This is a genomic window from Providencia sp. PROV129 (genome assembly GCF_028482245.1).
In the GTDB taxonomy this organism is placed as follows: domain Bacteria; phylum Pseudomonadota; class Gammaproteobacteria; order Enterobacterales; family Enterobacteriaceae; genus Providencia; species Providencia vermicola.
Genome location: NZ_JAMPQD010000018.1, coordinates 81,071 through 100,300, shown reverse-complemented (window position 1 = coordinate 100,300; position 19,230 = coordinate 81,071). Strand labels below are relative to the sequence as shown.

The following is a 19,230-nucleotide window of genomic DNA, read 5'->3' as shown; positions in this document are numbered from 1 at the left end:
TCGGTACAACACGAACTATTTAGAAAAAATCATAATCTTTTGATTTAATATAAAAACACTTTTCTTCTTTCTTTTCTGGTTTGTCTTCACCATTTGCTACATCAAATCATCAACGTCACAACCCTCTGATGTAAATCAATACGCTTTGTGAATATGTAAATACAATAGTGGTATTTATAATGCATGTTAAAGAGATATGTGGACATGATAGAAAAACCACGTGTAAGGTACCAACGTCGCCCTGGTACGGTGGGCGGTAAGCTTCCTTGGAATGACTGGCGAAATGCCTCAACATGGCGAAAAGTCGTCCAAATTATACTGCTGGCGATAAACCTTTATATCGGTATTACTTTCTATTACTGGGTACGTTACTTCGAAACTGGAGGGGAAACGTTGTACCTTCCACGTCCTGGAGGTATTGAAGGCTGGCTACCCATTGCGGGGTTAATGAACTTAAAATACACATTAGAAACAGGGAGCTTCCCACCTATTCATGCGGCGTCGATGTTTCTGTTAGTGGCTTTTATTCTTATCAGTTTATTGCTGAAAAAGTCCTTTTGTTCATGGATGTGCCCAATAGGCACAGTATCGGAATATACAGGGAAATTAGGGAAAAAACTGTTTCGCTATCAAATCAATCTCCCTAAATGGCTAGATATTCCCCTGCGAGGCCTAAAGTATGTGCTGTTAAGCTTCTTTCTTTATATTGCATTTTCTATGTCAGCGCAGATGATTCAATACTTTATGATGTCGCCTTATGGGATCATTATTGATGTGAAAATGTTGGATTTCTTTCGCCATATTAGCGATTTTGCATTGATTAGTGTGGTAGTTTTGGTGGTGCTGAGTGTGTTTATTCGCAATGCTTGGTGCCGTTATCTCTGCCCTTATGGCGCGCTGTTGGGGCTATTCTCACTACTTTCTCCCGTTAAAATTCGCCGAAATGTGGAAAGTTGTATTGATTGTGGAAAATGTGCAAAAAATTGCCCATCACGTATTCCAGTGGATAAACTCATTCAGGTAAGAACGGTGGAGTGCACGGGGTGTATGACTTGTGTGGAATCCTGCCCAGTTGCGTCAACGCTGGATTTTTCACTGCAAATACCCACGCAAAAACGTCAATTTCCATTATCAGGGATTGTTATGATGGCTTTGACCTTGGCAATTTTATTTATCATGATTGGTATTGCTGCTTTCTTCGAGGTATGGGATAGCCCTGTGCCAGATAATTATTGGTTTCATATTATACCGAATGCGCGAAGCATAGGTCATTGATAGAGAATGAAAAAAAGCCCCACACAGACAAGATGAGTGGGGCATTTGTTGTTTTGGTCACTTTGTCACAATGACTCAGTTTGTAACGTTCGCTTATATTTATTTTCTGACTTCTTTTTACTGCTTTTAACGCATCAATTAACCGCTTGCTTAACCATCTGCAATAACTGACGCACATCTTCTGGGCGTGTATTGCCCGTATCTTTATCAATAATTGAACTATAAATATGAGGAATGATTTTCTTCACGCCTGCATCGAGGGCGATTTGCAAAATTTCGGCAAAATTGTCTAGGTCAATGCCGCCCGTCGGCTCTAAAGAAAAATCAAATTTGGCACAGGCTTGGGCGATAGCTTTATATTCTTCAATATAGGTTAACCCTTTCATATTAAAGAATTTAACAGAGTCAGCCCCCATGTCTTTTAGCATCATAATTGCGGTTTCGATAGGGACGATACCGTCAGGGGCTTGGGAGCTTAATGGGCCCGTGGAAATTTTCACCATGCCAATTGTGCCCGTTGGGGAAATCAGCGCATTCACAAATGTCTCATTTTGGCCTAATAACGCACGGCTGATTGGCGCTCCTGTAAACACTTGGTTGACGTGCTGTGGCTGAATTTCTTTTGAAATCAAGGAGACCATTGTGGATTGATTCGGGTCACCTGCACCGAGACCCACAGATAATGCATTGTCCGTTTCTTTGGCATAAATGCGCATATCAGCGATAGCACTGTCTAAATCAGGGTAGTTTTTAGATAATACACCGACGACAACAAAGGTTTCTGCGGCGGCATAGATATCTTTGGCATTTTGGTGGCTGCCAGCCAATACATTTAAACAAACGCGGTCACGGTAAAAATTCGGTGACAATTTCATCTTAAATTCCTTCTACTAACAAGCGAATATTCTTTGAAATAACATCAAGTTGATCAGTACTGACGCTGCGGATATCCGCCTCGACTTTCCCTTCGTTGGCTTTATATTCACGGAAGTAAATCGCGGTATCGCCTTGTTTTAAGTCAGCCATAATTTGGTAGGTTGTTTTACCAATCACTTTTTCATCGAAGCTGATTTCGGTACGGGCGATGTCGCGCCCTGCGGCGTCCCAGACGACTTGGGCTGAAATGCCCTTTATGGCATTTAGATCACTGATAAACTTCGCCATTCGCGTGACCATTTCTGCGCCAGTTTCTTTTTGTGCAGTTAAGTACTGTTCGATGGCAAGGGTTAAGCCCAAAATGCCTTCCTTACCCACTTTCATGGCACGGCCAATACCTTGGTTTTGGCGTTTTACCCACTCAATATACTGTTTTTTACCAACGACTAAGCCACTGGTCGGCCCTTCAATGGCCTTTGCACCACTGTAAATCACAATATCGCCACCCGCTTGGTAATAAGCGGTTAACTCTTCTTCTGCGGCAGCATCAACAATCAATGGCAGCTGGTGGTCATGTGCCACTTTAGCCGCTTGCTCGACGGTTAACATACTTTTTTGCACGGTATGATGGGATTTGATATACAAAATTGCTGCCGTATTTGGGGTGATTTTTGCGGCTAATTGGGCTGCACTGCATTCGTTTGCAAAGCCCGCTTCAATGACTTTTCCGCCGCCTAAAGACACCATTGTGTCAACTGGCGCACCAAAGTTGACGTTATGGCCTTTCGGTAAAATAATTTCACGCGGAACAACTTTTTCCGATGAATGCAGGTTCAATAATAAGTCATCATCGTCTTGCACAATCACACCCGCAACGGCTTGGGCAATACCTGCTGAGGCGCAAGAGACCACAATAGCAGCTTCGACATTCAATAAATTGGCGATGTATTCACCTGTTTTATTGACTAAATCTTTAATTTCAAAGTAATTATTAAGTCCGTAAGCGACACGTTCAACAACTTCAGGCGTTGGTGTCGATACGCCTAGAATGGTCATGCGGCCAGACGCGTTGATAACGTGTTTTAACTGATATTTCTCATAAATCGATTGCATATTCGGATTCGCCTTGTGCATGAATAATATGTTTACCACCAACGATAGCGGCAATAGGAACAAAGCGGTGCGTACCTACGCGATGTTCGCCTTCTGCGTCAGTGAGTTCAGTTTGTTCTTCTTTCAGATCAAACAACGTAATGTCTGCATCGAAACCAGGTCTTAAATACCCTTTCGCAGGCAGCGATAAGAAATTAGCGGCTTTTTCTGTAACACAACGTAAAATTTGCTCTGCGCTAAAGCCCATGCACAGGAATTTAGTCATCACAAATGCAAGGCTGTAAACAGGGCCATTTACACGGTTGCGATGATAAATATCGGAGCTGATAATGTCAGGGTATGTACCAATACGCATGGCTTGTTCAGCGACTTTAAAGCTAAAACTTTCACCGCCATGGCCGACATCTAAAATCACACCACGTGCCAGAGCTCGAGCAATTGAGGATTTAAGATAGCCATCGTCACCTAAAATTTTATTGGGTTTACCATTAAAGCAGTGTGTGATGATATCGCCACGCGTGAGCAAATCAGCGACTTCATCAATATCTGGTGGGTTATTACCGATATGCACCATCAATGGGAGATGGTGTTTTTTCTGCATCTCTTTGGCTTGAATCAGTGGTGCGATGCCATTTTCACCCACAACGCTTTTACTCATACGGGCTTTCATTCCTACGACAAAGCCTTGGTGGCGTTCGATAGCCTCTTGAAAACACACTTCGTTGATATTGTTCATATCGGACAATTCATTTTGTGCAATGATGCCAATTCGTGAAATATTCAACAAAGAAAAGACGTTGGTTTTGGACTTTTTGGTTAATTGATAAAATTTATCAATATCGTCAGCGCCCACACTCCCCGCATCAACCAGTGAGGTAACGCCGCCCGCAGCGCCTGCTAAATCGGGGTCATCAAAGTAGATTGGTGATTCGGCAAAACAGTGTGCATGAGAATCAATCCATCCCGCGCTGACATACGTTTTCCCTTTCAAGTCAATCACTTTGTCAGCTTGTTGGTTGCAGGCTAACTCTGGGCCTGCTGCCTCGATTTTTCCGTCTTTAATCAGTATATCGATAATTGTGCCGTCGATACGTTTACCGTGTTTGATGATGAGTGTGTACATGTAGTTACCTTCTTCATACTCGTCATACTTCAAACCGCAGCGTTGTTGGCTGCTCTTCCGCTACCCTAGTCACATACTTTTGTATGCTCCTAGGGATATCGTCGTTTGCCACCTAGCTGCAATTTGAATTATTTAGAGTATGCTTAAATGTTTATTCTAAATGATACGAATCGCAGTTTTTCAAGGCGCTAACCACATGCAGATATATGCGCCTAGGGTTATCGTCATTTGCTGCCTAGCTGCAATTTGAATTATTTAGATCATGCTTAAAAGTGTGTTCTAAATGATGCAAACCGCAGTGTTTTTGCTGCCTAGTGACCCGGGGCATATGCCCCGGGATAATGCGCATTAAGCAACGATAGGGAAGAAATAACCGAATAACATCGCGCCTAAAATTGCCCCGCCAGCAACGGGTTTTTGCCATACATAGAAAATTAGAGCGCCAATCAGTGAACCGATCCCGATTGGAATGGATGCCGCCATTGCCGCTAAGATAATCAGTGGGCCTAAGAATCGGCCTGAAGTATTACCTGCACCCATCATGACGTCAGCGCCAAAGGTTGAGTTGGCTTGAGCAATAGTGAATTTACGTGCAAAAACAATCAGTAAACCGATTAATACGCCAAGGAATAAGCCTGTCAGTAACGAAATCCAAAAGTTAGTGACTAAAATATCCCAGCCAGCCGCGAGGAACAGAGCGGGGACACCAAGGCCAATCCCTGTTTGCAATGCGCCACCGATATCCAAAATCCCTACCAGTGAACCTTCGATAATTCGAGCGAATAAGAAACTCGCACCGAATGCCGCTACTGCACCGTAAACCCCAGTGTCGAGCCCTGCGCGTAACATGGCGACAAAAGCCACTTCGTTAAATGCGCCGAACCCGTAAACCACGTACATATGGGTACCTGCGAAGATCCCTGCTGATAGCAGCCCAACAAAGATGGGGAATGACCACTCGGCGTACCAAAAATCGTCTTTATTAATTTCAGTTGTCATGATTATTTCCCGCTCAGCAGTCCGTGGACGTATTCAAGCCACAGTGGTTTGTCTAGGTTGAAAGAGGTGATCATTTTCAGGTCAAACTCACGGAAGAAGCCACTCAGAACGAACAATAGAACGACTGTTATCATCATTGTGCGTGTGATGCGGTTCCAGCCGTTATCATCAACGCCTTTACCTATCAAGATACCTAATACTAAACCTGGGATAGCATTACCCATGATTAGCTGAGCACAACCACCGAACAGCGTTGCCCAGAAACCAGAACGGCGGCCTGCATCCATCGCTGCTAACCAGAAAATCACTGGCATCACCGTATTCACCAGCAGGTTTGCTGCAGGAACGAGAACGTTAATTGCCGTGGTTTGCAGTGCTGCAGGAACAGCGGATGCGGTGGTATTTAAGAAGGCCACCACAAATGCCCCGATGATGGCACAGGCAATGGCCATTTTTTTCGGGTTATGTAGGGTTTCTGCTACATTACGGTTTTTAGTTAAAAGTGCCGCAGCCCCCCAGTTTGGGATGATACGGTGGTCAACGTCTTGCGTGAATGCACCCGCAGCAACGGACGATGCCCATGCGTTAAAGAAGAACCCTAAGCCGAAAGAGAAGTGAGATGCAGGGTCGCCTTCACATGCGTTAAGTTCGCCCAATGTACGAAATGCCCCCATCCCTTGCACGGTCGGTGCGTGGAACATACGTGCCGCGCCTGCGCCTAAACCGAAGCCGCAGAGCCCACCGATAATGAGGGACATGCCCAATATTTCTAAAAAAGATGCAGTTTCACTCATGGAATTAACTCCAGACCTGATTGCTATTATTGTTCTGTAAATGGTATTTCGTTGACAGAAAGTAAGGTGACATCCAGCGAAACGTCGAGTACAACACGGAAATGTTCACGTTTGCGTGGCAAAAAGATGAAAAGAAATTTTTCTGTCCGCGAGTGCGAGTGAGCACTAACAACCTCAACATCCTTTGGTTCTATCCGCAGGATGATGTCTGTGCTGTTTTTCAGTACGGTTTTTTGAATCGAATTTAAGGCGTCCGCAATGGCTTTTTGCTTGGTGTCGCCTTGCCCTGTCACCCGTACTGTCGTTTCGATCGATTTTTTCATTAAGCGTTGCCGTATTTTTTATTAAATGCTTTAACTAAGCGCTCGCCTAACTCTTCCTTGTCCATAAAACCGAAACCTAATACATTGCAACCCTCTGCAATGGCGGTTTCTCCCTCTTCAATAGAGCGCATCCCATAACGAGCTTTATAGCCATATTTGGTTTGAGCGGTGATAGCGCCTGCGCCGCCACTGCCACAAAATGAAATCCCAAGGTCGGCTTGCTCTGCGTTCATGACATCACCGAGTTTCATATCTGCTGCCACACCTGGGACAACAATCGCTTTTCCGCCAGCTGCTTCAACGCCTGCGGCAACTTTTTGCCCTTTACCTAAACGGTCTCCGATCACAATAACGATCTGTTTCATATAAATATTCTCCAATCCTACAACTTAAAAATTAATCATTTGAACGAACGACTTCAAAGTGAACAGAAAGCAAATATGTCTCTTCTGGTGCTAAGCCAGGGAGCGTATCGACAACTCGCTGAGCTAATGCAATCGAATGTTGAGATATCTCATCGAATAGACTGATATCAACCTCAGGTAATGCTTCGCCAGTTTTCGCTCTCGCTACCATGGCACGTAGATGAGACTCCAACATTTGTTGTTGTACATCGGTGGTGTAGCAGTCCTCTTGCTTGAGCCAGTCAGTAATCACTGCCAGCAGTTTTTGTGTGACCTCATCAATATCAAGATCGTGCTCTAACATTTGAAAAACGACAACTGATTCACTCATAACTATTTAAAATCCAAAGTAATATTGCTAGTTAGACTACTCTGTTCCTTCATGTCTTATACATTAGACGCTTATTGGCACTTTTTGCAGGCAGTGAATTTCCACTTAGAAGTGGAAATAATTTGGAAATCAAACCAAGTAAAATTAGTTCATTATTTAGACTATTTGGAAGTTAAATGGAAAAATTGACATGTATCAATCATCAGTAAGCGACTAGACTGATGAGGGGATATAATTAATTTTAATAAAATCAAATGGATATATTTTTTGTGGTATAACTGGAAATGGAGCATACAATTGGAAGGATAAGTGGAAATAGAAAATTAGAGTCGGTTACTTTTGGTGGTTATTGTTTCCACTTAGCCGTTTAGGGGGTAAAACCTGCAAGTATGACGAGAAAAAGATTTCGTAGAGTTGTGGTTAGGATCACGTAAAAGACGGCAACTCCCACTTTTCCACCTGGAAGTGGAAGTTGCACGAGGGCTACAGCACCCTTGCCAAGCTGTCCTTGGCGATCACTTGGAATTCATTGAAGTTTTTTACACTAATAAGGCGGCGCGTGGTTTTTTCTTTCACAAAGGTGACGAATAAATCGTAAATCGCCATCGCTTCTTCATAATCTGCCTTACTGATGGCGAGTAGGAAAATAACATAGGCATTTTCTTTGGTTTCTTGATTCCATTCAATGCCTTTGGGTGCGACAACCGTTGCAACAACGGTCTTGTTTGCCAATAAACCTAATGAATGGGGCAGGGCGATACCTTCACCTAAAAGGGTGGAAACGATGGACTCACGCTCTTGCAAAGATGGGTAAAATTCAGGTGTGACGTAGCCTTCTTGCTGTAATTTATGGCAAACCGTTTGAAATAACGCTTCTTGGCTGATTTTTTCGTTAATCACCATAAAAAATCGTTCGTCAAAAAAACGCTCGATAATGTAAGGACGCGTTTGATCCACCATCGCGAGTCGCCCAACTTGCTCTAATTGGTAAGGCGTTGGAAAGGGCGCGATTTTGATAACAGGTTTATTTTTTTCAGAAATTCTCACTGTCGTGATCACAAAATCTTCACTCACTTCACTCAGCGATTCATATTCTTGCAAGGTTAGCCCGCGGCTAAATTTCAATTGTGGAAATTCGCGCATAATTTTTGACTCAACCACACGGAACGTTGAGTTCCCCGCATCCGTAACAACGAGCACCTCGGTTTGGCGTATCGAGCCAGCACCATAGTTACGCTCAAGGCTCACACCAATATGAACTGCAAGGTAGCCTAGTTCGTCTTCACTGATGGGGTGAGGAAGTAATTGCTTACTCGCACTGGTTAACGCACTGAGCGTGACATCATAGGCGAACGGATAATACTGTTTAATATCAGATAAAAGCGGATTTGGTGTGGAAATATGGTACTGCAGGCGCGTGATCAGCGCGGCAAGATGCGTGTTGAGATCTTTTTTAAGCTTTTCATCGTTTCGTAAATCATAGTTATATAACTCGTTAATATAATTCAAGATATATTCTGAAAGCTCATTGTGGCTGCCACTTTTTTGTGTGGATGAGTCTTGGTGGCTAATGCGCTGGGCAATAATTTGGTCATGTAAATAGCTGAGTTCCGCATTAGAGAGGTCATTCCCCAGAAAGTAAATTAGCCCTTTTGATATTTCATCACTGGCTTTGCGGATCACTTCTTCCGCTTCATCATTTTTGACGGGGGTGGTGAGTTCATGGCCCCGAGTGATGCGTAAAATGGTCACGGCGCAGTTAAAAACGAGGTAGAGATGCCCCTCATTGCTAATACGAATATCAAAGCGATTCATACTGTTATGAAGCACTTTATCAATATAGGTTAAATCCAAATTATCCAAGCTATCTGGGCGGAATGTGGTTAAATCAGGCGTGATTTGCTCCGAATAACGGCGCCATAAGGTTTCTGTCATGCAAGCACGAATCGCCCATTCGCTGCCATTGAGGCGAATACCTTGATGTGGAATACTTTCCAGCGCAATTTGGTATTTTTGTAGCTGCTCCCTGACTGCACCCATATCTTGTTGCAGCGTACCGCGACTGACGAACCACTCTTCCGCAATGTCATCAAGCTTGACGGGAAGGGACAACATTAATAATTTCAATAATAACGCATCAATACGTTCTTTGCTGGTGCGAGGGATAACGCTGTCTTCTTCGCTACGTTGTGTAAAGGTGGCAAATAGGGTTTCATCTTCAACTTTTAAACGGTAACCACGCCCCCGTTCATACACGATATGTGCGTGATATTCTTCAATCAATTCATTGATTTCATTGATATCAGAACGGATTGTCCGCGTTGAAACGGAAAAACGCTTGGCAAGTTCATCTTGAGGAACAACCTCATTGAGAATTTGGGCAAAAATTTGATTGTGCCGTTGTTGAGTGAATAGCGCCACGAAAACACCTTTAAAATCAAAACGAAAAAAGCCATTGAGTAAAAAATAGTTAAATTTCTCACTCGCTAATGGCTGGACTCTATCACAGGCTTGTCAATATATAGGATATGTAAATGATTAAATTTGCGAAACGGTTCGCAAATTTTCCCTCATACTCGACTAAATATGAGGGATTCTGGATTAATGGTGACAGGAAGTTGCCAGTAGACTTAGTTTTGTTCACCTAGGTCAATCAATAAACCGCGAAAATCTTTATCAGCAGTAATTTCAAACTCGTCTTCATTTTGTAAAAAGACCCCATCATTACAATTCATGGTTAAAGTCTCACCGTGTTTATTGCGCAAAGTGGCGCCACCATGTATTGATTGCAAAAAGGCATTTTGGCCTTTTATAGATATCATGGATGATGACTTCGGCGCTAAGTGAATTTGGTTTATCCAAATTTGTTGACGTAACTGAATACTGTTTTTTTCGCCATCTGGCGATGCCACAAGGCAATTTTCATTTTCAGAAATCGTCACTTTCTGCAACGGTAATGACTCTTGCTGTGGACATGCATTTAACCAAAGTTGTAGGCGTGTTAATGGCGTCTGTGGGCAGATATTCTGCTCGCTGTAACTCAGGTCTGGGCGGGGTGAAAATCGTACGCAATCACCTTCGTTTGCATCAATGGTATTCCCTAAGCTATCACGGTATTGCGCATGCCCTTTTAGCACGATGTTTAATATATCGACATGGGGATACATTCTTGGCTGTAATGAGTTTTGCGGCGCTATAACCTCTTGGTTCAGTACTCTTAATGTTTTGAATCCCATAAAGTCTGGGTCAAAATAGTGGCCGAAAGAAAAAGCATAGCGAGCTTGTAGCCAACCATAGTCTGCTTTTCCGCAATGGTTAACGGGTCTTAATGTCATCATAATGGTTAACCCTCATCCAAATAATAAGTTAATAATCTATTGTTATAATAAATAGCTGGACGTTGAATTGTTAGCCAGTTAATCTGTTTCCCTTGTTCAAATTTCCTGAAAGAGATACATCATGAGTAAAGAGAGAGCATTAACGCTTGAATCATTAAGGGTGATGGATGCAATCGACCGACGTGGCAGTTTTGCAGCGGCAGCAGAGGAGTTAGGTCGAGTGCCATCCGCGCTAAGCTATACCATGCAAAAGTTAGAAGAAGAGCTCGATGTAATTTTGTTTGACCGTTCAGGACATAGAACTAAATTTACCAATGTCGGCAGAATGCTGCTGGATAGAGGCCGTATTTTACTCGAAGCGGCGGATAAGCTGACATCAGATGCTGAAGCACTTGCTAAAGGTTGGGAGACCCATTTAACAATTGTTTGTGAGGCATTGGTGCCAGCACAGTCGTTGTTCCCATTAGTGGAGCGTTTGGCTGAAAAGTCAGAAACGCAATTATCATTGATTACGGAAGTGCTGGCAGGCGCATGGGAGCGTCTTGAAAGTGGTAAGGCAGATATTGTGATTGCGCCCGATATGCACTTTCGTTCATCGTCAGAAATTAACTCGAAGCCGTTATATACCATTAACCATATTTACGTAGCGAGTCCAGATCATCCCATCCATCAAGAGCCAGAGCCACTTTCTGATGTAACGAGAGTGAAATACCGTGGGATTGCCGTTGCTGATACGGCTCGTGAACGTCCTGTGATCACCGTACAATTGTTGGATAAACAGCAGCGTTTGACGGTTTCTAGTATCGAAGATAAGCGTAATGCATTATTAGCTGGACTTGGTGTAGCGACAATGCCGTATCCGTTGGTGGAGCAAGATATTCGCGAAGGGCGCTTGAAAGTTGTCGGGGCCGAGTTTAGCCATGAGACGACAATTATTATGGCGTGGCGGAGGGATAGTATGGGGGAGGCGAAGTCGTGGTGTTTGCGTGAAATCCCTAAATTATTTAGGGTGTAAACTCGTCATATTTTGAGTCGTAGGGGTGTTGGCTTCATTGAGTCACCCGAGTCACATACTTATGTATGCTCACGGGATGACTCAATTTGCCGCCTACCTACAACTCCAAACTATTTAGAGTTTACGAGCCGCGTGATATTAGTGGTGATTCAACAAGAATAAATAAAGCTGCTCAGATTAATTTTCATTTACTGATAACGATGATTTAGTTTCTATTAACTTCAAAACAATTATTTTGAATAAAAAAACACCTCCCGAGGGAGGTGTAAGTTGGACAAACAAATGAAGACAAATCAGAAATCAATAAGGGTGATATGAAACGCGTATTACCATTTTTTGCCGAGTAAATGATCGATACTGAATTTACCTGGGCCTGTAACCGCTAACAGTAAGAAACCGCCCGCGATAGTAAAGTTCTTCATAAACATCAAGCTGTTTGGTGCCACACTAAAGTCGATGTGGAACAGCAATGCTGTTAATACAGTGAAACCTGCAATGAACAAAGCAACGGTACGAGTTAAGAAACCAAACAGAACCGCTAATCCGCCGCCTAATTCCAATAAAATTGTTAAAGGTAATAAGAAGCCAGGAACACCCATGGCTTGCATATATTGTTGTGTGCCTGCATAAGCATCACCCAATTTTCCATATCCAGCGACAATAAACAGGATTGGCATCATGATACGAGCCAATAATATCGCACCACTTTCTAAATTTTTCATCGAGATTCTCCAGACTAATAAGTCATTAAATATGAGTTAATTGCGATATATGTCGCTTTATAAAGTTATTTTTAGCACAAATTGGCTAGAAATCATTTGATGGGCTTATAGTAGCTATTTGCTCATTCAATAAAAAGCTAAGGTTATTAACAAAGATAGACAAAAAAATTGAATGAACTTATTGGGGAAATAAAAACTAGAAAGATATGTTATTTATCCTATTGAATAATAATGAATTATTCTCAGATGGAGGGGCGGTTATTTTTTGCTGGTTTGAATTGCGCTTTGAATTGAACGAACTAAGCCCCAAATAGTGATGGCTTTTCGACCTAATAATAGAATTTTTTGTGGTTTGCGAAGGGAGTAGACAGAGAGCAAGCCTGTGGCGGCAATGACTAAAGGGCGAAAGGTCATGATCGTTTGCCAAGCACGGTCATAAGGTGCGGTAGTGTGTAGCCAGTCAGAGGACGTTTCAGCCAACTCTTGGCGTTGGCGCTCAATTCTTCTAATTAAGCGCTGCTTTTTGGATACCAGTAATTGCTGCTTATTTTTGTTCATCATCCTTTCTCGCTAACGCGTTGGCATCTTGAGCGAGTTGCTCCCGTGTTGCACCTAGTAAGGTTGATTGTTTTGCCTTTTTTAACGCCCAAATGGCAAAAATAATGGCAAGCAGGATTAATGCACCTGTTGTCATCGCCAGTGCTTGGTAACGGTAAATTGGGTCAACAGACCAAAAAATTAAGCCGAGTAAGCACATCAAACCAAATGCGGTGAAGAGTAGCGTTAAACCAACCAATAAAAGAAGTTGGATAAGGTTGAGCTTTTCTTCTTCTAGCTCAACGGCGATTAACTCTAGACGCGTTTGCACCATACCCACTGAAATATTGGCAATGCGCCGTAAAGTTTCAAGGACCCCTTTACCGGGGCCCTGGCGTTGCTGGTTTGGTTCCATAAGCAATTAACGTTTAGCGAGTAACACGCCAAGAACAACACCCACTGCTGCGCCAATACCGACGCCTGTCCATGGGTTTTCTTTTACGTAGTTATCTGCGCGCCCCGCAATTTCTTTGGTTTGCTCGGTGATCCTTTCGGTGGTTTGGCCGAGTTTTGCGCGAGATGAGCACAGTGCTTCTTGTGCTTTTGATTTTAAGCTTTCGATCTCTTCTTTCGATTTTTCGCCGGTATCACTAAGCATCGCTTCCAGAGAATCGGCTAAAGCACGGAGCTCCGCACGTAGTTCGTCTGATGAATGATTCGATGACATATACAACCTCCTATCAATAGAAAAAGCGCATTCGTAGTATTAACAATAGCGATTTTTACACTAAGTGCAATCAAATATTCGGAATTGTTATGTGTAATAAACAAAAAATGACAAATAGAGTATTCTAAAAAATAGCGGTTTAATCAGTATATTAATGAAGTTTTTTGCAGAGAATAAACAGAAAAGTAAAAATGAGTAAAAGTGAAAATGCGGGGAAGCAAAACGCCCCCGCAAATTGAATTAGTTTGCTTTTTTGCCTGACAGTTTTTTCTTTACAACGACAGCAATACTGCCGACTAAACCGATAACTAACAGACAAACAGGGATTAACATCAATACATTCATAATACGATGTTCATATTGCTGGAAAATCGGGCTTTTACCAAAACCATAACCTATAGCGGTTAAAATAAGCACCCACAATAAGCCACTCAACCAGTTAAACACTTGGAAGCGAGCATTTTTCAAGCCTGCTAAACCTGCAATGGTCGGCAGTAATGTTCTTACGAAGGCGAGAAAACGACCTATTAACAGAGCAGCAAGACCATGGCGGTGGAATAAGCCATGAGCCCGTTGGTGATAATGTTCAGGGAGATGTGCGAGCCAGCCTTTGACTATCTTTGTATTTCCTAACCAGCGACCTTGTATATAACCTACCCAGCAACCTAAGCTTGCGCCTGCTGTTAAAATCACGATGGTTAGAGGGTAGCTCAAGGTGCCTTTCGCAATCAGAACACCCACTAAAATCAATAAGCTATCACCAGGCAAAAAGGCTGCGGGTAAAACCCCATTTTCAAGAAACAGGATAGCAAACAGCATAAGGTAGATAGCCCACATCAATGATGGGTTAGAGAGCGTGACATAATCTTGGTGCCAAAGGGCAAAAAAAAGTTCTTTAACTAATTCCATTAATGTTTCCTAAACGGCAATAACAGCAACAAACTTGTTGTTGGGCAGGGAGAAATGGATTAAGTGAATACCTGAGTGAAAGCGTTGTTTCCTCAGGCTGTTAGTGTAAAGCACGCCCACTTTAACAAAACAGAAAATAACTAAACAGCAAATTTTAAGCATATTTTTAGAATTCATTTAAGTTGAGCCGTATTTTTACAATTAATCATACCAATTGTAACAAGGGAAACTGGCTAGAAACGCACGTTAGTAGAGGTTTCTCGCTATAAAATGCAAAAATTTGAAGTTAATTTGTTTTTTAACACAAAAAAACATCGTTAAATCTAAGATAGCTAATTATTGCATTTTAAGATTATTTACCGTATATTTTGCGCATAGCAAAGGGGAGTAACTTCTTCTTGTCGGTTTATCGTCATTACGGTGTACACATTACACCCGGTAGCCGAGCACCACAGTGCCTGTCCTTGGGTTAATTGTGTTGTAAGTGAGACCTTGCCAGAAGGCGAGGTTTGCTCATAATTTACAACCAATAGATAACTCCTTGAGGTTAAAGAATTTTAAGCGGCTGATGTCTTCTGGATATCAGCCGTTTTTTGTTTTTTAAGGGATAGGAAAATGCACTCAGTCGGTAACCCTGTTTTATGGGGTAGTTTTGCAGTTATTATTTTACTTATGTTACTTATCGATTTGTTTTGGCAGGGTAAACACAAAGGCCAAGCCATGTCGATGAAGCAAGCTGCAGCTTGGAGTATTGTGTGGGTCACGCTTTCGCTAATTTTTGCGGCAGGTTTTTGGTGGTATCTCAATGATAATGTGAGCCGTGAATTTGCTGATAGCCAAACGATGGCATTTTTAACGGGTTACTTGTTAGAAAAAGCCTTGGCAGTGGATAACGTTTTTGTTTGGTTGATGTTATTTAGCTATTTCGCCATTCCAGCCAGTTTACAGCGCCGAGTCTTAGTTTATGGTGTTTTGGGTGCTATCGTATTAAGAACTATCATGATTTTTGCTGGTAGCTGGTTGGTTACACAGTTTAGTTGGATTTTATATATCTTCGGCCTATTTTTACTGTTTACGGGGCTTAAAATGGCTTTTGCCAAAGAAGATGACTCGCCAATTAATGATAAACCGTTAGTGAAGTGGGTGCGTTCACATCTTCGGATGACGGATGAGCTGCATGGCGAAAAATTCTTTATTAAACGTAATGGCGTGTTGTTTGCAACGCCACTGATTTTAGTATTGATCTTAGTTGAAATCAGCGACGTCATATTTGCAGTGGATAGTATTCCTGCTATTTTCGCAGTGACCACTGACCCGTTTATTGTTTTAACGTCTAACTTGTTTGCTATTTTAGGGTTACGTGCGATGTATTTCTTGCTGTCAGGGGTCGCAGAGAAGTTCTCAATGTTAAAATATGGCTTAGCGGTAATTTTAAGCTTTATTGGTATAAAAATGCTGCTTATTGATATCTACCATATTCCAACGCCGATTTCGTTGGGAACGATTGCCGCAATATTGGTGGTAACATTAATCATTAATACAATTGTTAACAAACGTAACGAAGCAAAAAGCAAATAATACCCTTCAAAATTTAAATCCCTTACCGATGAGGTAGGGGGTTTTTATTTTAACCCTCTGAAAAGACTCAACCATTCTTCTTTATGCCATTCTACTATAAGAAACAAAACTCTATTGCGATCACAGTTATGTAAAATATTTGTTAAGTAAAATCAATCATTGTGTATATTTTGAATAATAGCCTTTTCACAAGGTATTTATTCCTTATACTGGCTCTGCAAACACATTTAATTCCTAATAAAGATAAATAATATAGGTCTACTATGGATACAAATAAAACAGGGTTATGGCGAGTGATCACTCACGGTAGCTTGGTCAAGCAAATATTGGTTGGCTTAGTTGCAGGTATTTTATTGGCATGGTTATGGCCATCGGCAGCAAAAAACGTAGGGCTGTTAGGTCATTTATTCGTGAGCGCGTTAAAAGCAGTTGCACCAGTCTTGGTGTGGGTATTGGTAATGTCTTCCATTGCTAACCATCGTCAAGGGCAAAAAACCAGTATTAAACCGATTTTGGTTCTGTATATTTTAGGGACATTCTTCGCTGCATTAGTGGCGGTAATTGCCTCATTTATATTCCCATCAACACTTGCCTTGGCGGGCAGTGAAACAGAAATGAATCCACCAGGAAACATTGCTGAAGTTTTAAGTGGCCTATTAAACAATGTATTTACTAACCCCGTTGATGCGCTGATTAATGGTAACTATATCGGTATCTTAGCGTGGGCTATCGGTTTAGGTATTGCATTTCGACATGCGACGGATACGACAAAAACACTGTTACTTGATTTCTCTAATGGTGTGACTCAATTAGTTCGAGTCATTATTAGATTGGCACCATTAGGTATTTTTGGTTTAGTGTCATCAACAATTGCAACAACGGGTTTTGAAGCGTTAAAAGGCTATTTTCATGTATTAGCTGTTTTATTAGGCTGTATGATTATTGTCGCTTTAGTTGTCAACCCGTTGATTGTATATTGGAAATTAAAGCGTAATCCCTATCCATTAGTGTTCGCGTGTTTACGTGAAAGTGGTGTTACCGCATTCTTTACTCGTAGCTCAGCAGCGAATATTCCTGTGAACATGGCAATGTGCCGTCGCATGAATCTCCATGAAGACACTTATTCTGTTTCTATTCCATTAGGCGCAGCCATTAATATGGCAGGGGCTGCGGTAACGATTACTGTTCTGACGTTAGCTGCGGTTTACACCAAAGGTATTCCAGTGGATATCCCGACTGCATTATTGTTAAGTGTCGTGGCTGCAGTGTGTGCTTGTGGTGCATCAGGTGTCGCGGGTGGTTCATTATTATTGATCCCATTAGCGTGTAATATGTTTGGTATTCCAAATGATGTTGCGATGCAAGTCGTTGCTGTTGGTGTGATGATTGGTGTACTGCAAGATTCAGCGGAAACTGCAGTGAACTCTTCCACTGATGTTTTATTTACGGCAGCAGTTTGTTTGGCAGAAGATGAAAAACTCGCAAATTCAGAGGCTCAGTTCTCCCATAACGACTAATAGTTTTATGTGATAAATGAGAAGGCAGAATAGATATTCTGCCTTTTTTGTTTTTGAATTAAAATTCATTACGTAATCGGCGATAGCCTTCAACTAACTGAACATTGGTTGCCGCGACTTCCTCCGAAAATTGCAATGAAGCGCGATCAACTTGTTTGAAACCCGATAAATCACTGTGCCCGTTAACATGTACACAAGAGGGAATATAGCGAGCAGGGGGAAGTGTTAGGCCGTCAACCACCGCGTTGTAGCGGATTACACAGTTTTCGCCAATCACACAATTAAATAAAACGCTATTGAAGCCGATAAAAACTCGCTGTGCAATCTCGCAAGGCCCATGGACAATGGCACGATGAGCGATAGACGTGTGTGACCCGATATGTACGCCAGCACCACTCTTGGAGTGGATCACTACGCCATCTTGAATATTTGAGTGCGAGCCTATCACTATGGGTGACATATCTCCGTCTTCATTCAGTTCATCTGCGCGGATCACCGCATAAGGCCCCACATACACGTAATCTTCAATAATGACTTTGCCACAAATAATCGCTGTTGGGTCAATGTAAGCCTTTTCAGAAACAACAGGCACATGGCCTGATGGGTTTTTACGCAGCATGGTCACCTCGTTTCCAGCTTGTGCGTGCAGCTGCATTGTGTGCATGCAAACTTTCTTGGTGGTCTATTTCAACGGTAACTTCGTCAAATTGGCATTGGTGACTAAACGCATTGATTAACCTTCTTGCCGCATCTTCACAGAACATTAAGTTTTGCCCATTAGTGATGGCAAATGCTTGCTCATCACTGCGTTTCACCACGGTTTGAACAGGTGTGAGAAGGATGTTTTCGATGCGGTTTATCAATTCAATAACGGGCAGTTCTTTCCCCTCGGCGTTTAAGGTTACAGTAACCCACGCCCAGCTTCTTTGGCTATGAGGTGTTGCAGGCAAGCCTTGCTTAACCAGCCAATCAAGGACTTGAGCTTGCGGTAATAGGGGCGCTTGGTTATCAAAATCCAGTGCAAATTGCTGTTGCATCACTTGGGCACAAAGCGCGGTTGAACTGGGGCAGGTAGAAGAATAAGGCACGCCAACCTTTAACATAATAGGGAATGAATTTTTAAAATTAACATCTATTTCAATAGGATAAGACTTCCAACCAAACTGATTAGAGACTAAAGAGCGGCGAGATAGCAATATATCACCATAAATACGAAGATAAGCTTTAGAGGATGTTTGAATATGAGAAGACAACGCCTGTTCTAACGTTTGCCTTAGCAAATCACAAGTTAATTCACTTTGGGTAAGTGCATCTAGGGATTGGTAAAGACGAGACATATGAATGCCTTTTTGCCCTTGGAAATTAATCCCAATATCGACATTTGCATTAACAGGGCGACCTGCTAACTCGATGGGTAAGGCAATCCCTGTCATACCCACCCAATCAAGCCCTATTTGGCTGTGAGTATCACTTTGTAGTTGTGCATCTGCGAGTGGGGTGGTGAGTGTTTCGGTAGTCAATGACATAGAGCCTCAGTAATTTAGAATGCAAAAGATATGTTATAACATAACAATTAGTGGCGTTAAAGTGAGGTAAACATATAAATAGCACTGGGTCTTTGAGATAGGTATTAAATTTTCCCTCTTGCT

Annotated in this window: 20 protein-coding genes and 1 pseudogene; 4 read left to right on the top strand and 17 right to left on the bottom strand. The window is 42.2% G+C overall.

Going from position 1 to position 19,230, the window contains the following annotated elements:
• Positions 1–204 precede the first annotated feature (204 nt).
• Positions 205–1,275, top strand: a complete 1,071-nt coding sequence (locus tag PSF27_RS14175) for a 4Fe-4S binding protein (RefSeq protein WP_272681720.1) — start codon at positions 205–207, stop codon at positions 1,273–1,275.
• 134 nt (positions 1,276–1,409) lie between these two features.
• On the opposite strand, the gene dagF is transcribed toward PSF27_RS14175, so the two are convergent.
• The 10 genes and pseudogenes from dagF to PSF27_RS14120 form a co-directional block, all read right to left on the bottom strand.
• On the bottom strand, positions 1,410–2,150 hold the full coding sequence (gene dagF / locus PSF27_RS14170; protein ID WP_206083575.1) for a 2-dehydro-3-deoxy-phosphogluconate aldolase: 741 nt from the start codon (positions 2,148–2,150) through the stop codon (positions 1,410–1,412).
• A 1-nt stretch (position 2,151) separates the two neighbouring features.
• Positions 2,152–3,264, bottom strand: coding sequence for a DgaE family pyridoxal phosphate-dependent ammonia lyase (locus PSF27_RS14165; RefSeq protein WP_272681719.1), 1,113 nt, complete (start codon positions 3,262–3,264; stop codon positions 2,152–2,154).
• Positions 3,248–4,387 carry an amidohydrolase/deacetylase family metallohydrolase gene (locus PSF27_RS14160; protein ID WP_272681718.1) on the bottom strand — a complete coding sequence of 380 codons (1,140 nt, stop codon included), beginning with the start codon at positions 4,385–4,387 and terminating at the stop codon, positions 3,248–3,250. Before PSF27_RS14160 ends, PSF27_RS14165 begins: the two co-directional genes overlap by 17 nt.
• Before the next feature lie 348 nt (positions 4,388–4,735).
• Positions 4,736–5,386: a DUF4310 family protein gene (locus PSF27_RS14155; protein ID WP_206083578.1), complete on the bottom strand. Its 651-nt coding sequence runs from the start codon at positions 5,384–5,386 to the stop codon at positions 4,736–4,738.
• A 2-nt stretch (positions 5,387–5,388) separates the two neighbouring features.
• Positions 5,389–6,180, bottom strand: a complete 792-nt coding sequence (locus PSF27_RS14150) for a DUF4311 domain-containing protein (protein ID WP_206083579.1) — start codon at positions 6,178–6,180, stop codon at positions 5,389–5,391.
• 26 nt (positions 6,181–6,206) lie between these two features.
• On the bottom strand, positions 6,207–6,503 hold the full coding sequence (locus tag PSF27_RS14145; RefSeq protein WP_047756106.1) for a DUF4312 family protein: 297 nt from the start codon (positions 6,501–6,503) through the stop codon (positions 6,207–6,209).
• Positions 6,503–6,868, bottom strand: coding sequence for an SFCGS family glycine-rich protein (locus PSF27_RS14140; RefSeq protein ID WP_206083580.1), 366 nt, complete (start codon positions 6,866–6,868; stop codon positions 6,503–6,505). Before PSF27_RS14140 ends, PSF27_RS14145 begins: the two co-directional genes overlap by 1 nt.
• 31 nt (positions 6,869–6,899) lie before the next feature.
• Positions 6,900–7,238: a transcriptional antiterminator gene (locus PSF27_RS14135; protein WP_206083581.1), complete on the bottom strand. Its 339-nt coding sequence runs from the start codon at positions 7,236–7,238 to the stop codon at positions 6,900–6,902.
• A 483-nt stretch (positions 7,239–7,721) separates the two neighbouring features.
• Positions 7,722–9,671 (bottom strand): annotated as a pseudogene (locus PSF27_RS20900) (BglG family transcription antiterminator); the annotation flags it as partial.
• 197 nt (positions 9,672–9,868) lie between these two features.
• Positions 9,869–10,576, bottom strand: a complete 708-nt coding sequence (locus PSF27_RS14120) for a pirin family protein (RefSeq protein WP_272539235.1) — start codon at positions 10,574–10,576, stop codon at positions 9,869–9,871.
• Positions 10,577–10,697: 121 nt separating this feature from the next.
• On the opposite strand from PSF27_RS14120, the gene PSF27_RS14115 reads away from it, so the two are divergent.
• Positions 10,698–11,591, top strand: a complete 894-nt coding sequence (locus PSF27_RS14115) for a LysR family transcriptional regulator (RefSeq protein WP_206083584.1) — start codon at positions 10,698–10,700, stop codon at positions 11,589–11,591.
• Positions 11,592–11,917: 326 nt separating this feature from the next.
• On the opposite strand, the gene PSF27_RS14110 is transcribed toward PSF27_RS14115, so the two are convergent.
• The 5 genes from PSF27_RS14110 to PSF27_RS14090 form a co-directional block, all read right to left on the bottom strand.
• The gene (locus tag PSF27_RS14110) at positions 11,918–12,313 is read right to left on the bottom strand and encodes a DoxX family protein (RefSeq protein WP_272681717.1); all 396 of its coding nucleotides are present in this window, start codon (positions 12,311–12,313) and stop codon (positions 11,918–11,920) included.
• A gap of 258 nt (positions 12,314–12,571) precedes the next feature.
• Positions 12,572–12,874, bottom strand: a complete 303-nt coding sequence (locus tag PSF27_RS14105; RefSeq protein WP_272681716.1) for a YqjK-like family protein — start codon at positions 12,872–12,874, stop codon at positions 12,572–12,574.
• Complete coding sequence (locus tag PSF27_RS14100) at positions 12,858–13,265, bottom strand: phage holin family protein (RefSeq protein WP_206083587.1); 408 nt, start codon at positions 13,263–13,265, stop codon at positions 12,858–12,860. Before PSF27_RS14100 ends, PSF27_RS14105 begins: the two co-directional genes overlap by 17 nt.
• 6 nt (positions 13,266–13,271) lie before the next feature.
• Positions 13,272–13,577 carry a DUF883 family protein gene (locus PSF27_RS14095; RefSeq protein ID WP_206083588.1) on the bottom strand — a complete coding sequence of 102 codons (306 nt, stop codon included), beginning with the start codon at positions 13,575–13,577 and terminating at the stop codon, positions 13,272–13,274.
• A 240-nt stretch (positions 13,578–13,817) separates the two neighbouring features.
• A complete protein-coding gene (locus PSF27_RS14090) occupies positions 13,818–14,486 on the bottom strand; it encodes a DedA family protein (protein ID WP_206083589.1) in 669 nt (222 codons plus the stop codon).
• A 615-nt stretch (positions 14,487–15,101) separates the two neighbouring features.
• Here PSF27_RS14090 and PSF27_RS14085 point away from each other — a divergent pair.
• Entirely contained in the window at positions 15,102–16,064 is a 963-nt protein-coding gene (locus PSF27_RS14085; protein ID WP_206083590.1) for a TerC family protein, read from the top strand.
• A gap of 263 nt (positions 16,065–16,327) precedes the next feature.
• Positions 16,328–17,581 carry a serine/threonine transporter SstT gene (gene sstT, locus PSF27_RS14080; RefSeq protein WP_206083607.1) on the top strand — a complete coding sequence of 418 codons (1,254 nt, stop codon included), beginning with the start codon at positions 16,328–16,330 and terminating at the stop codon, positions 17,579–17,581.
• A gap of 58 nt (positions 17,582–17,639) precedes the next feature.
• Here the strand turns inward: sstT and PSF27_RS14075 are convergent, their stop codons facing one another.
• Entirely contained in the window at positions 17,640–18,200 is a 561-nt protein-coding gene (locus PSF27_RS14075) for a carbonate dehydratase (RefSeq protein WP_206083802.1), read from the bottom strand.
• Positions 18,190–19,107: a GTP cyclohydrolase FolE2 gene (gene folE2, locus PSF27_RS14070; RefSeq protein WP_206083608.1), complete on the bottom strand. Its 918-nt coding sequence runs from the start codon at positions 19,105–19,107 to the stop codon at positions 18,190–18,192. Before folE2 ends, PSF27_RS14075 begins: the two co-directional genes overlap by 11 nt.
• Positions 19,108–19,230 lie beyond the last annotated feature (123 nt).

Excerpts from the sequence above, each read along its gene's own strand:
- PSF27_RS14150 (WP_206083579.1), bottom strand. The coding sequence starts at position 6,180 with ATGAGTGAAACTGCATCTTTTTTAGAAATATTGGGCATGTCCCTCATT.
- sstT (WP_206083607.1), top strand. The coding sequence starts at position 16,328 with ATGGATACAAATAAAACAGGGTTATGGCGAGTGATCACTCACGGTAGC.
- PSF27_RS14105 (WP_272681716.1), bottom strand. The coding sequence starts at position 12,874 with ATGATGAACAAAAATAAGCAGCAATTACTGGTATCCAAAAAGCAGCGC.
- PSF27_RS14075 (WP_206083802.1), bottom strand. The coding sequence starts at position 18,200 with ATGCTGCGTAAAAACCCATCAGGCCATGTGCCTGTTGTTTCTGAAAAG.
- PSF27_RS14135 (WP_206083581.1), bottom strand. The coding sequence starts at position 7,238 with ATGAGTGAATCAGTTGTCGTTTTTCAAATGTTAGAGCACGATCTTGAT.
- folE2 (WP_206083608.1), bottom strand. The coding sequence starts at position 19,107 with ATGTCATTGACTACCGAAACACTCACCACCCCACTCGCAGATGCACAA.
- PSF27_RS14145 (WP_047756106.1), bottom strand. The coding sequence starts at position 6,503 with ATGAAAAAATCGATCGAAACGACAGTACGGGTGACAGGGCAAGGCGAC.
- PSF27_RS14090 (WP_206083589.1), bottom strand. The coding sequence starts at position 14,486 with ATGGAATTAGTTAAAGAACTTTTTTTTGCCCTTTGGCACCAAGATTAT.
- PSF27_RS14140 (WP_206083580.1), bottom strand. The coding sequence starts at position 6,868 with ATGAAACAGATCGTTATTGTGATCGGAGACCGTTTAGGTAAAGGGCAA.
- PSF27_RS14155 (WP_206083578.1), bottom strand. The coding sequence starts at position 5,386 with ATGACAACTGAAATTAATAAAGACGATTTTTGGTACGCCGAGTGGTCA.
- PSF27_RS14120 (WP_272539235.1), bottom strand. The coding sequence starts at position 10,576 with ATGATGACATTAAGACCCGTTAACCATTGCGGAAAAGCAGACTATGGT.
- PSF27_RS14085 (WP_206083590.1), top strand. The coding sequence starts at position 15,102 with ATGCACTCAGTCGGTAACCCTGTTTTATGGGGTAGTTTTGCAGTTATT.
- PSF27_RS14110 (WP_272681717.1), bottom strand. The coding sequence starts at position 12,313 with ATGAAAAATTTAGAAAGTGGTGCGATATTATTGGCTCGTATCATGATG.
- PSF27_RS14160 (WP_272681718.1), bottom strand. The coding sequence starts at position 4,387 with ATGTACACACTCATCATCAAACACGGTAAACGTATCGACGGCACAATT.
- PSF27_RS14175 (WP_272681720.1), top strand. The coding sequence starts at position 205 with ATGATAGAAAAACCACGTGTAAGGTACCAACGTCGCCCTGGTACGGTG.
- PSF27_RS14095 (WP_206083588.1), bottom strand. The coding sequence starts at position 13,577 with ATGTCATCGAATCATTCATCAGACGAACTACGTGCGGAGCTCCGTGCT.
- PSF27_RS14115 (WP_206083584.1), top strand. The coding sequence starts at position 10,698 with ATGAGTAAAGAGAGAGCATTAACGCTTGAATCATTAAGGGTGATGGAT.
- PSF27_RS14100 (WP_206083587.1), bottom strand. The coding sequence starts at position 13,265 with ATGGAACCAAACCAGCAACGCCAGGGCCCCGGTAAAGGGGTCCTTGAA.
- dagF (WP_206083575.1), bottom strand. The coding sequence starts at position 2,150 with ATGAAATTGTCACCGAATTTTTACCGTGACCGCGTTTGTTTAAATGTA.
- PSF27_RS14165 (WP_272681719.1), bottom strand. The coding sequence starts at position 3,264 with ATGCAATCGATTTATGAGAAATATCAGTTAAAACACGTTATCAACGCG.